Below are 13,278 nucleotides of genomic sequence, written 5' to 3'. Positions count from 1 at the left end.
TATCACAACCACTCTCACCGCCGCCATTCGCCTCACGCAACCACTCTCACATCCAATTCATCACCTCTTCACCGTATACATCCCACTACTCGACACATCCAGATCCCTGCACCCAAGCACCCTCTCAACATCCTGCAGCCTGATATTCTCCGCACCGTCCAGATCCGCACTTGTCCTCGCCAGCCTCAGCAGCTTATGTATCACCCTCGCACTGTAGTCAAACTTATCGCTCGCCCGCTTCAGCAGCGCCGTCGACTCCGCATCCAGCCTGCAATAATTCCCCACCATCGTTGACGTCATCTGCGCATTGCAGCTGATCCCCGGCGCATCCTTGAACCTCTCCTGCTGAATCTTCCTCGCTTTCTCCACTTTTTCCCGAAGAACCGCCGAACTCACGCCCCCTTGTGCCTTATCCAGGTCAAAAAAGTCCACGTGCGCCACCGCCTTCTGAATATCAATCCTCTCCAGAATCGGGCCCGATATTTTTCCACGATATTGCATAATCTCATAATCGCTGCAACGACATTTTTTTGATGGATAATACCCACAAGGACAAGGATTTATCGCCGCCACAAACATGAAATTCGCCGGATAACTGTTACTTCCGCTGACCCTCGATATCGTCACCTTCTTATCCTCCATCGGCTGCCGCAGCGCATCCAGCGTCGCCTTGTTAAACTCCGCCAGCTCATCCAGAAACAGCACCCCGTTATGGGACAAAGACACCTCCCCCGGCTGCGCAAAACTTCCCCCTCCAATAAGTGCATTCAGTGAAACATTATGGTGAGGCGCCCTGAACGGACGCATTTTCATAAGCCCGGACCCGGGCTCCAAAAGACCCGCTATGCTGTGAATCTTACTGATTTCCAGCGATTCTTTTACAGTCATCTCGGGAAGAATTGTGGGAATTCTCTGGGCTATCATCGTCTTGCCGCAGCCCGGCTCCCCAATCATCAGAATATTGTGACCCCCTGCTGCACCCAGCACAATGGCGTCAATCAGCTCTTTTTGCCCCTTCACGTCCGAGAAATCAAGATTTGAGAAAAAAACTGCCTTCTCCCCCGCCTCATCACTCCCGCCGGGAGCCTCATCCTCTTTTACGCAAAAAAGCTCATCCCCCTTCCCCTCAAGCACCTTCACCGTATCCGAGAGGCTTTTTACCGGACAAATCCTTATCCCCGGCACCGTCGCCGCTTCCTTCCTGTTGTCGAAGGGCACCACGACCGCTTTTACCCCGCAATTCGCCGCCTCCGTCACCATGGACAGCACCCCCGTGCAGGGCCTGATCCTGCCATCCAGCGATAACTCGCCGATAAAAGCATAATCCCCAAGGCTCTCCGCCTGTATCTGCCTCGTCTGCCTCAGCAGCGCAATGATCATCCCCAGGTCAAAATGGGACCCCCGCTTCTTCTTATCTCCCGGCGCAAGGCTGATGATAATCTTCTCCTTGGGCATCTCGTATCCACAGGACTCAATCGCAGCCTGTATGCGCTCTCCCGCCTCTTTGATGGCCTGGTCGGGTAGGCCGATGATCGACATGATCTGCTGCGGCGACTTGATGGTTCCGGCTTCAATCTCCACCATGTAACCCTCAACTCCGGCAGTAGCCATGCTCTTTACTACTGTTGCCATATTCTCTTTTTCCTCTTCTGTTAAAAAAATTTTGTTGAAAGATATCACGATCATCGGACTGATGAAAACGGCACGAACCACCGCCTATACTCGTGATTACTCCGAAAGGAGTAGAAATGATCTTCTGCTTTCAATGAAGCTAGCGTAGCACTATTTTCGCATATTGTAAAGAATTTAGTTAACTAAAGTGCCTGTCACTTTCGCATAATAAAGTGCCTGTCACTTCAATATACTAAAGTGACAGGCACCAATATATCTTTTTTCGGAAATCGTACTAATTAACAGGCTTTGGCAGAATCTTGAAGGATATTGTCTTGGTCCCACCGTATGGATACACACCTTTTATCGTCACCTTAGCGGTACCCTTGACTGTATTGGCAACATAACTTCCTTCCACGATTTCAAAAGAGCTCTCGGTGAAATCAGCTTTGCCCTTGGCCTTAAATGTGATGTCGCTCTTGCTAAGTACAACAGGCTTTCCGGTGTATTCTTTGTCGGCCACTTTAAAGGTGATGCCCTTTGCGATGTTCTTGTCGCTACTTATTATATGGTAATCCGCTGTGAGAACTGTTCCCTCGTAGGCCTTGGTTCCCGTGATTGTGGCAGTGATCTCCGTTCCTTCCACAAGGGATGCGGCATCTGTGGCTGAGATCTCGAGGCCTGTCTCCTTGTAGGTGTACTTGATGTCTTTAAGGTAATCTGTTCCTGCCACCAGTTTCTTACCATTACTGTCAAAAACAGTCACGGCACCCTTCCACTTACCTGCCTTGCTGCTGTAAACCACATCTCCCGCAAGTGCATAGGCGCCTTCATCAAGTCTATCCTGCAGCTTGGAAGGTACAATGCTAAAATATGCCTTCTTAGTTCCTGCATAGTTGCCTTTGCCTGTGATGGTCACTGTGGGAGCCTTCTTGTCCTCTCCCTTGTATTCATATATCTGATTGTTTCCTGAGTACATGAGAGTGTAGTCTGTGCCCGCCTTCAGAGTTCTTCCATTAGAAACAACTGTTACCACAGGCGTACTTCCGCCCTTCACATAGCTCTCAAATCCCACTGCATCACCGTTTGCAAAAGTAACATCTGCTACATCAAGCTTCGCTGCTGCGATGGTAAAAGTCTTCTTGGCTACACCCGTGTATTTGCCGCATCCTGTTATTATAACGCTTGCTTTTCCCTTGTTAACATTGGAAGCATATGAAATTGTATAATCCGTTCCTTCCACAAGGGATGCGGCATCTGTCTTCTTTAACTTGACTGCAACAGCAGGTTCGTGGGCTGCTCCGTTGTAGGTATGTACTGCTTCGTTTAAAGTAACGTCTGCTTTTGCAATGCTGACACCTGTTATCTTGAAGCCCCCCTTCTTAACTCCGGTAAAGCCGCCGATGCCGCTTACGATAACAGATGCTGTGCCAACTTCAATATTGTCAGACAGGATCAGCTTGTAGTCACGGCCCTCGGTAAGCGTTGTGTTTCCGCTCTTTACAGTAACTTCAGGTGTTATTGCACTTCCTGTATACTCATAGGACTTTCCGATTGTTACCTTGCACTTGGAGATATTGATCAGGTCTCCTCTTGCGATGGTCTGTATGAGAGTTCTTGTTCCGGTGTAGTTTCCACCTTCCTTTGCAGTTATGACAACTCGGTTCTGTCCTGCTTTTACATAGTCGCCGTCGTCGCTGTCGGGATAGCTGTAGTCGTAGTCCTTGCCTGCCTTAAGTGCTGTTTTACCATATTTCACAGCGGGCGTTGACTTCTGAGCCTTGCCGTTTGCAGTGAGATAAAGGGCACTGCTGTTAACTGTCACATCGTTGTCCGCAAGGTTCTTGGGAAGGATTCTGAAAGGAGCTGCCGCTGTTCCCGCAAAGTTTCCCTTACCTGTAACCGTAGCCGTCGGCGCACTCTTTTCAGAGAAGCCTGCATCCGTGCTTGCAAGAGCATAGGCGTTCTTGTTGTTGGTATATTTAACTGTATAATCCTTGCCGGCAGTTAGCTTCACATCTCCGTAATAGACTATCACTGCGGGTTTGAGCGCTGCTCCTGTATACATCTGATCCGCAACGGGAAGGATTGTCATGGCTCCCTCCGGAGCTTCCTTGTATCCCGCATAGAGGACAAAGCTCTCGCCCAGCTCATATCTGGTGATTCTGGTGCTGTCGGAAACCTTGGTTCCGGTGCAGTCCTTACCTGTATACCAGCCAAGGAAAACATGTCCTTCATAAGTAGGAACCGGGAGCTCTCCAAGAGCTGCGCCATAAACTCCGGTAATAACTAAAGGATCACCCTCTGCTGCGCTTCCACCCTGATAATCCAGGGTCACATTTGACGAAATAACGGATATCGCCTGTGAGGCTGTTTTGCCATCAGCTGTTACCGTAACGGTGGTATCACCTGCTTTTTTACCCGTCAAAGTCACATAGTCTCCGTTATCGGATACTGTGATTGCAGCAACGGTTGGATCTGAGATTTCCCAGCTATATCCGCCGATTACATCACCCTTCTTTGGTGAAACCACAGCAGATATGCGGATTTTCTCGCCTTCAAAGGCGCTTGTGCGCTCCGGCTCTAAGGTTACACCCGTTATAGGAGTAAAAGTTGTGACACGGCAGGTTGCAGTTTTGCTCATGCATTTTGCAGTAATAGTTGCAACTCCGGAGCCTGTTGCGGTCACCGTTGCAGTATTCATGCCGGTGGAAGTTACAGTCGCTACCGTTTCGTCAGAGCTGGTCCAGGTTACGGTCTTGTCATCACAGGTTTTTGTCGGATTATAGGATACTTCAAGGGTATCGGACTCGCCATTGGTAAGACTCATGGTGGCCTTGTCCAGGGTTATGGACTTAAGTACTGCTGTGTGATCCCAGTCCTCCACAAGGTAATACATGAAGGTGTCCCAGACATAAGCGGCAAAGTTCTTGGTTATGTAGTCGCTGGTATAGGCATTGGCGAACTGAACCACGTTGTTCTCATCTATCATTACCACAAAAGGTGACAGATTTACGTCGAAATATGTGTAGGCATCGTTGGACCCCTGGTTCCAACCGGCGAACTTGATCTCGGAACCAAGCCCGTTGTCTTTCATGTATTTTTTTACCGAATCAACGTCATTGTGAACATCTACGGCATAGACTTCAATCTTTTTATTCTTAAGTATCTTGTGGGACTCTAGGGACTTGAATAACTGCGCAGGATATGCTGATTGGTTACTCTCGCCATAGTAGTATAAAACAATAATCTTAGGTGTCTTGGTTTCAGTATCCACCGTTGAAGTCATAACGCTGCCGTCAACGGAGTTAAAGATGAATTCCTTGTTTGGCATATTTAGTCCTGCGGTGGTCAGGCCCCAGTTGTACAGTGATATGGGATGTTTTTTCTTGTAGCTGTCAGTTCTGTACTCCTTGTCCCTTGGGTGATCCATGAACTGAACATCGTTCTCCAAAAATCTCCCCCAGGTGGTGTCGATGTTGTACCAGGGCCTCTCGGGGTCGGTGCCGCCCTCTACCTTGACGATGTTCCAGGCGTGGTTGATTTCCTTGCTGGTAATGTATTTGGCAGGGATTCCTGCTTCTCTGGCAAGACGTAAAAATGCTGTTGAATAGCCCTGACATACGCTCTTACCAAGAACCAGAGCGGCATATGTTCCGTGGGCACCGTAAGCACTCATATTGTAATAGTCATACTCGATGTTCTTCTGCATATAGTCATCGATCGCACATACCTTTTCATAATCAGAAAGTGCAGATGACGTCAGGTTAAGCTCAGCCTTGATCTTGTTAACCTTCTCGGTTACCGCTGCTTCCTCAGATGCTGCGTCGCCGTAGGCAGCCCACATGAACTTGATCTCTATGGTCCAGCCTGAGCTATTGCCTGAGCCCGATGCGCTGTAGGCGATAAGATTACCCTTGATATAATCGCCGCCGGTGGGATCTGTCTCATTGGAATCCACCATGGCACCCTCTATCAGCGACTTGGCGTTGAAGCTGCTATCCGTGTATTTATAGGAAGAAGCTCTGCGCTTCATGACCTTCTTGATATCCTCAGCGCTGGCAAGAAATTCAGCTTCCTCTTCGGAGTCTTCATCCGTGCCCGCATAGAGGTCATATTCGTTTTCGAAATACTCTTTTACTTCCTCAACGGTATAAGTGCCTTCAAAACCAGGCGCCACATAGTATTCCGTAACCTCAGAAGGTCCCGCTTCAGACGGTTCCTCTTCAGAATGCGCCGTCAGTTCCTCATCCGCCGCCTCAATATCCTCAATATCCTCCGGCGCTTCGGCATCTTCCGTTAGCTCGACATCTTCTGTAAGCTCGTCCTCTTTTGGCGCCTCTACCTCTTCCTCCAGCATGATTTCTTCTCCAAAACTTCCTGCCTCCTCCGCATGAGAAGTCATCGGACACATGGACACAGCCGTTATCACAGCCAGCACTCCACTCAGTAACCTTTTACGCATCTCCCTCTCCTTTCAAATTGTGAACATTCTGTGATTGGGGTCTGACCCCAATTTTTTTTATTTTTTACCGGAACTTAAGGTAGCCAACGATTTCGCCGGAGGCGAAGGCTGCCTCATAGTCGGCCTTGGAAGTGGCCGTCTGGGCGGAATTGACGCCTATACGGATGTAGGCGCAGCCCGCCGGGATCTCCACGGTCTTCTCGGTAAAGCCGCCCCAGTCATTTACCTTGGACAGGAGCTTCCCCCCTGCATCAAACATGTATATATAATGAATCGCCTGAGTCGCCATAGACCCGCTGCGCACAAGCTGCACATAGAAATTGCTGCTCCCCTCGGCAACCGGAATATTGCCGGAGCCGTCGGTGGTGAGAAGAATCGTTCCCCAGCTCTTGTCCTCCTTGATGGCGCCCGTAGTCTGATCAAGAGTCTTGTACAGGTAATCCGAACCGTCAAAAACGATCTCCGAACCATTGGAAGTATACGCCACCGGATTCATGATCGCATTAATCATATCCTGATTGCAGGTCAGTGCCGTCCTATCCACAATGGCATAATTACTGCCGTTGTCCCAGTAAAAGCACTTGATACCGTGAGCCGCCGCCCTCGCCACATAGTTGGCAGCGTGAATTCCTCTGTACTGCGCCGGCGCATATTTCGTCGTGGATCCCCACTCACCGATTATCACCTTGGCGCCAATCCTCTTGGAAAAACTCTCCAGTCCGGAAAAAGTCCCCTCCACCGCCTGATCATACTGCTGCGAATAGCAATGCACCGTCACCAGAATTCTATCCTTAACCGAATCCTTCGGAAGAACAAATTTGTTCAGCGACTCTCCGCTGTTATGATCAAGGAGCGTCGGCACCATCAGCACCCTGTCCGCATTCTTGCCGCCGGTGCTGCGAACCGTATCCACAAAAACCTGATTCAGTTCATTCATCTGCCTGGCCGCCTTCTCGCCGTACTGCCAGTACTTCACATGATTATCAACCTCGTTGTAGCTCTCAAAAATCAACTTGTGATCAGTGTCTGCAAAATAGCTCGCGATTTCCCTCCACAGCGACGCCGCATCGCTCTTAACCTGCGCCAGTTCTTCCTCGGACACCCCTGCATAGATCAGATCCTTGTCATGATGCGTATCCATAAACACATAGAGATTGTCCGCAAGGCAATAGTCAATCACCTCCCTGACCCTCGCCAGCCACTCCTGCCTGATGTGTAGCGTCCCCGTAGCATCCCTGTAGGTGTGGTTGTACCAGGTCACCGGCACCCTGATGGCATTAAAACCAAGTGACGCCACATAATCTATCTGCGCCTTAGTCACCTTGGGCTGCCCCCAGATGGTCTCGTGATCAAGATTGGGCTCCCCCACCTTCATGCTCTTCTTGTGATGCGCATCCAGCGAATTCCCCAGATTCCACCCGGTCCCAATCGCCGCATGCACCGAAGAAGCCGTGACTTCCTCCGCCCTGACCTGTATCGGCCTTGCCCCCGCAAGACTTCCCAATATAACTGCAACCGCAACAAGCGCTGATATTATTCTTCGCATAGAATCTCCTTTTTTCTGCATAACCCGACATATTAATTATATGTAAAAAAAGTACATAGCAAACCAAAAAATGTACAAACTTCCTCCTCAGAATATCTTACCCGATTGAAATATACTCTTAATATCGTATAATAGTATTAGCGATACTCGCAATATCGCTATAATTGACTATGCATAGGTCAATCTTTCACAACACATGAGAAGCCGGATGACTGTCCCGTCGTCCGGCTTCGCTTCTGTCCGCATTCCCCATATTTCGATGGCTTTCATTGGCAAAAAAGTGGAAATACAGTCCTGTAATTCTCGATATCAGATATTTTTGTATATCATCATTTCGTCTATAATCATTTCATCAGATAAAGAAATAGTTGTTTCTATACACAATAAGGAGGTGAGAGTTATGGAAATACTTTTCTTCATTCTTTTTTTCATAATCTTCGGAAAGCTCATAAATTTTGCTTTCAGAGCGTCCTGGAGTCTGATGAAGGCGATCTTTTTCATCATGTTCCTGCCCCTTATTCTGGTGGGAATGGTTCTGGGCGGAATGGTCTACATAGCACTCCCGATTCTAATAGTTATCGGGTTTGCAAGTTTATTCAAAACAGCATGAACAAAGCAGCATAGATACACAGCACAAACTAAACAAAAAAATAAAGCCAGAGGCTGACGTCCAGGTTGACCGGTCTCTGGCTTTTCTATGCATTCATGTTAATACAGATATCACTATCGCCTTACTCTTCCGCAGTCAGCGTAAGCAGCACCGCACCCTGCCCCCAGGGATACGTTCCATAGGTCTGATAGTGAACTCCGAAATCATCGCAGGAACTAAGAGCCTCCGTTACAATACCATTTGTAGAATTGGCATACATAGACTTCTGCGCTCTGAGAACAACTTCACGAATCGGAACAGAATCCTCAGAACCACTTCCTGTCGCAGCATCTCCCTCAGCATCATTTCCTTCCACAGCCGTATCTCCCAAGATCCCAGCCTGCAAGCCCCTCTCCAGCCCATAGGTGATCATTCCGGTCGCCGACATATCAATATGCCCCTCAACCGCCTGCAACTGCCAGCTGAAACCACCGTCGCTACGCTGATACTCCGCCGCAAGTTCAGCCAGTTCTTTGTACCAGCCTATTATTTCCCCGCGGTCACCAACCCTGTCATACATAAGAGCTGCCGTCTCCGACAGTCCCATCATCAGCCAGCCAAAGGCCCTGCCCCAGCCAAGAAGACCCTTTTTCTCACATCTGCATCCATCTCCTTCACCGGACCCTGCTTTCTCTTCCAACAGTTCATAGCCATGATAGTTAAGTCCTGACTTCTGATCCATTCCATATTTTCTGAAAATAAGAAGCTGCTTAGCCGCCTTGTCCAGATATCCTGCATTCTCAGGGCTCATCCCGGAATACACCGCATAGAACATGCTGACCTGCCCGATGCCGTCCACAAAAATATTCCTGCTCCTGCCTCCGTTATATAATATCGCACCCTCAGCATCCACCGGAGCCTTGTCCAGATATTCCGCAATCCTGTCCGCAGCCTTCTTGTACTGGTCATACCCTGTCATCTCATAGAGCCTGACAAAAGCCACTCCCGCCAGGGCATCATCCACATAATCCAGCCTTCCGTCATACTTCTGAAGCCACAGCTGCGTATGTGCGTTAAGTGCATGGAGTATAGCATCACGAACCTGAATAAACTTCTCGTTCCCGCTTGCTGCCTCAGCCTTACCTTCCACAGCCTTTTCTTCGCACCACTTTGCCGCCTGCACCAGCCCCAGCATCAGCATTCCCGCCGGCCAAAACAGCGGATCCTTGGTCCTCGTACTTCTCCCGATTGCCCTTTTCACCACATCCTTCGCCGCCTGCGCCGGCGTAACATTCATTATGTCATGCAGCTGCCTCGCCGCTTCATGTATTATTTTCTTAACCCTATCCTCTCTCGTCATCCCGACCCCCTTTCATCCACTAAAGTGACAGGCACTATGCCTAACTAAAGTGACAGGCACTTTATTTAACTAAAGTGAAGTCTCTCCTTCACCTTCCCCACGAGGTACTTGAACTCAGGGGTGCGTCCGTACAGCACAAAATAAGTTCCGTTAAAGATCACGGTGATGATAAGCGCCATCAGCACGATAGTGCCATAGTTCATGCTCCTGAGCACAAAAGTGCTCACATAATTGCACACTGCCAGCACCGCCACCATACTCGCCAGGTACTTCACTGTATCCACAAAGTACTCCCCGGCGCCCCTGTCGAAGCAAGCCTTATAAATGATCACCGGCTTGGTAATATTGGCGATAAGTCCCGAAACCACCGTGCCAATATACACACCCGTGATTCCCAGCGGCGTCTGCACCAGCACAATAGAGATTACCAGATTCACAGCGCCCTGGATCAGCGCCAGATACTTGTCCTGCTCGAACACTCCCGCCGCCGTCTTGTAGTTGCTAAGGACAATCCTGTCCCCTTTAAAATAATAATCCGTCAAAAAACAGTACACCGCCGCCGGAGCCAGTATCCATCCATCTCCCAGCCACACCTTCACAAGGGGCGTCAATAGCACCATAAAGCCCACCGCCGAAAAGCCGTAGACCCACGAAGCAAAAAAGCGGTAAACCCTGAACATATCGTACTGCTTTTCCTTGGACTCCGTCGCAATAAGATTGCCGAATCCCGAAATAACCGAATTAAAGATGATATTAACGAAATTGGAAACCGTGCTGACCACCATGTTATAGTTGTCCACAACTCCCGCCATCGTAACTTCGATAAAAGAGGAAATGATCAGCGCATCGGTCTGAAGCCTCGCCACATCCCCCACCTTATGGAACACCAGCGCCCCGGTCTTACTCCATACGGTATCGCTCTCCTCCTTAGTCAGCGGATCAATATTCCGCTCCCTCAGGTACGGATAGAGCTTATCCAGATACCTCGACACAAATATCTTCTGTATCAGCTGCAGCACCGCATCAACGATCAGGAACAGATAGAAATTCCCCGTCGTCAGCACCACAATAATCTGGCAAAAAACCACTGCGATCTTAGTTATCGTATTGATATTCGTCTGAATGTAATTCTTTTGCTGTGCATTGACCAGGCTGTACTTATAGGCCACAAAATAGCTGCTGACCGTATTGAACAGGAAGATCAGGTAGTACAGCACCATGTCCCTCTTGGTTATGCACCCCGGTTTTTTTACCATGTACTCCAAAAAAGGCACCAGCGCAAGGCCCACACCCGCTACCACCATAGCGATCACATGATAGGCCTTCCTGTAGAGCTGCATGTAGGACTTGATCTTCTCCTTCTCACCCCTGGCCACCGGCCCGTAGAGCGAGAAATTAAGCGCCGTTCCGATTCCCAGCTCCGCCATATTAAGAATAGACAGCACATTGGTGTACAAACTGTTGATTCCCAGCAGCTCCTCATTCAGATAGTGGATAAAAATGGTACGCAAAATAAACGACATCAGCGCTGTCGCTATCTGTCCCACATATCCGAATGCTATATTCCTTGCCGCCTGCTTGGTTCTTCCCATTTATACTTCCCTGCCTGTCTCGTCGATCAGAATCCAGCCCTTCCAGTAATCATGCATGGTATCCGGATCCACCGGCTGATTGTTCCTCATCTTGTAGGTCCTTATCATGACCTTGTCCTGCCTCTGATTCAGCCTTGCTCCCCAGAAGCTGAAGGTTGAATTGGCGCAGATATTCCCCAGACAATGGTTCATGAGCCTCACATCCTGAAGGCTGTCCTTTCCCGTATTCCAGTCCACAATCGTATATTTGGACTCATCGGCAAAATGCTCCCTTGCGTACTCATGATCGCTGGTAAAAATATAGAAGTGCACCTTCTCGTATCTGTCCTCAAAATACTTCATCGCACTCTCATAATACTCATCCGTCGCAATATTCCCCAAAATCTTGAAATTCTCCGGATCAAGATAGTCACCGCGCCTGATATGAACGCTGACGCTGTTCTCCTTCTCCATTTTGGAAATAAGCTCCAGATTCTTTTTCTCCAGCTCCGGATCCGAATGCTCGGGGAATTCAAAAAGATTGCACAGATCCCCCATTATATCGTCGTAGTACTTCTGGCATGCAAAATAGCCAATGATGTACTTATTATCAAGTTCAAAGATCTCCGGATGGAACATCCTGCTCTCTTCAAAGACATTGGGATTGGCATTGTCCCTGAGTCCCAGCTTCTTAAGCACCTTCCCCGTCAGTTGCTGAGCAGCGTTCCTATCAAGAAAAGCAGCCCTCTCCTTTGGCTTACACTCAATATAGGGAAGCCCCTTGAAAAGAGCCAGCTCAAACTCTCTTTTGGCCAGCATATTCTTCTGAACCTCGCTGTCGAACCAGGACAGGTCCAGCCTCACCCCATCCGGGTGATATTTAAGGAGCTTTCTGTATAAGGCGTACTGCTGCATCTGATTGCCCAGACCGCCTGCTATCTGAATAATAAGCATCCTTCATCTCCTCACTTTTTATAGTTAACGTAAGCCTCAACCAGTGCCTGCGGATTGGACAGTTCCTGCACCGGAAGTACGTACCCGTCAACGGTTCCAAAGAGGTCCTTGGCAATTCCCCTACTCTTAACAGAATATCCGATGACCAGCGTCTTAACCCCGCTACTGTAAGCTGCGATAGTACTATGAGTCCTTGCTCCTACAAAAAAGTTGCAGGCAGCAATATAGCCCTTAAGCTCCTCCGCCGGTGCATCCTCCAGCATCACAACTCTTCCCGTATCTGCAAAAGCCTTGTACAGCTCCCCAAGAGGCTTCCTGTCATCGCTTCCAGCCCACACCACATGAGGCACCAGCGCAATATTATTATCCGTGTTATCTAATACATAACGGATGAGATTCTTGTAGCACTCCATGGTAATTCCCGGCTGTGACTCCCTCTCCTGCACCATGGGACTTAGGTTAATGCCCACCATCTTGCCCGGTATAAAGCCCTCGGGATACTTCTCCGGCGCCTGAGTCTCAAGCTCAAACGCAGGGTCCTTTCTAAGCACCAGCTTATCCGCAGATAACCCTGCCGACAATAGCGCATCATATGTTATGGACTCACGCGCAAATATCTTCTTAAATCCCATCAGATCCTGCAAAAGAGCCTTGTCCTTAAGTGAATCCGGCTCAATAGAACAGCCCCAGAGAATGGTCTCAAATCCCCTCTTGCGAAAAACATTGTCCGCCAGAATCAGATCCTGTACCATCTCCGGATAACAGTAGTTATCTCCTCCAATTGAGATTGCAAGAGGCTTAACCCCCTCCTGCTTATAAGCCTTGTACTCCTTGAAAGCAGGCGCAAACCTATATCTCTGGAAGGATTCCCTATCGCCCGTTATCTTGCGCCAGCCGTAGTACAGCACATGATTGATAAAATTCCTGTCGATATGCTTCTCCTCCACAATTACGCAGAGTCCCATATCCTCCAGGTCCTTGAGGTAATACTTCCTGTCCTGTGCCTCACTGTTGGTCACAAGAATGACGGGATAAGCCGTGCAGGCTCCGGGAAATTCACTTTCCTTCCTGAGCCTGTAGATAAGCCTTAAGGTACTGTCAGCAATTGCCTCGCACCCGTGATTGCCGCTTCCTGCGTGCATATACATGATAATTGGTCTGTTAAGATTAATATTTTCCAAG

General features: G+C 49.0%; 8 protein-coding genes. 1 reads left to right on the top strand and 7 read right to left on the bottom strand.

What is annotated here, in order from left to right:
• Positions 1-60: 60 nt before the first annotated feature.
• From NXH67_RS05650 to NXH67_RS05640, 3 genes are all read right to left on the bottom strand, one after another.
• On the bottom strand, positions 61-1,686 hold the full coding sequence (locus NXH67_RS05650) for a YifB family Mg chelatase-like AAA ATPase (RefSeq protein ID WP_272796726.1): 1,626 nt from the start codon (positions 1,684-1,686) through the stop codon (positions 61-63).
• A 220-nt stretch (positions 1,687-1,906) separates the two neighbouring features.
• Complete coding sequence (locus tag NXH67_RS05645; protein ID WP_272796725.1) at positions 1,907-6,076, bottom strand: transglutaminase domain-containing protein; 4,170 nt, start codon at positions 6,074-6,076, stop codon at positions 1,907-1,909.
• Between the two features lie 64 nt (positions 6,077-6,140).
• The gene (locus NXH67_RS05640; RefSeq protein WP_272796724.1) at positions 6,141-7,622 is read right to left on the bottom strand and encodes a glycoside hydrolase family 5 protein; all 1,482 of its coding nucleotides are present in this window, start codon (positions 7,620-7,622) and stop codon (positions 6,141-6,143) included.
• A 400-nt stretch (positions 7,623-8,022) separates the two neighbouring features.
• Between NXH67_RS05640 and NXH67_RS05635 the strand changes: the two genes are divergently transcribed.
• The gene (locus NXH67_RS05635) at positions 8,023-8,232 is read left to right on the top strand and encodes a hypothetical protein (RefSeq protein ID WP_272796723.1); all 210 of its coding nucleotides are present in this window, start codon (positions 8,023-8,025) and stop codon (positions 8,230-8,232) included.
• 121 nt (positions 8,233-8,353) lie between these two features.
• Here the strand turns inward: NXH67_RS05635 and NXH67_RS05630 are convergent, their stop codons facing one another.
• From NXH67_RS05630 to NXH67_RS05615, 4 genes are all read right to left on the bottom strand, one after another.
• On the bottom strand, positions 8,354-9,571 hold the full coding sequence (locus tag NXH67_RS05630) for a glycoside hydrolase family 88 protein (protein WP_272796722.1): 1,218 nt from the start codon (positions 9,569-9,571) through the stop codon (positions 8,354-8,356).
• Between the two features lie 65 nt (positions 9,572-9,636).
• Positions 9,637-11,163, bottom strand: coding sequence for a lipopolysaccharide biosynthesis protein (locus NXH67_RS05625; RefSeq protein ID WP_272796721.1), 1,527 nt, complete (start codon positions 11,161-11,163; stop codon positions 9,637-9,639).
• Positions 11,164-12,096 (bottom strand): alpha-1,2-fucosyltransferase, encoded by a 933-nt coding sequence (locus NXH67_RS05620; RefSeq protein ID WP_272796720.1) that lies wholly within the window; start codon positions 12,094-12,096, stop codon positions 11,164-11,166. It abuts the gene before it with no gap.
• A gap of 11 nt (positions 12,097-12,107) precedes the next feature.
• Positions 12,108-13,277, bottom strand: a complete 1,170-nt coding sequence (locus NXH67_RS05615; protein WP_272796719.1) for a polysaccharide pyruvyl transferase family protein — start codon at positions 13,275-13,277, stop codon at positions 12,108-12,110.
• Between the last annotated feature and the right edge of the window lies 1 nt (position 13,278).

The organism is Butyrivibrio sp. DSM 10294 (assembly GCF_028539135.1).
Taxonomy (GTDB): domain Bacteria; phylum Bacillota; class Clostridia; order Lachnospirales; family Lachnospiraceae; genus Butyrivibrio.
Note: the sequence above shows the minus strand (reverse complement) of the source record. Positions and strands in the feature narration are given on the sequence as shown.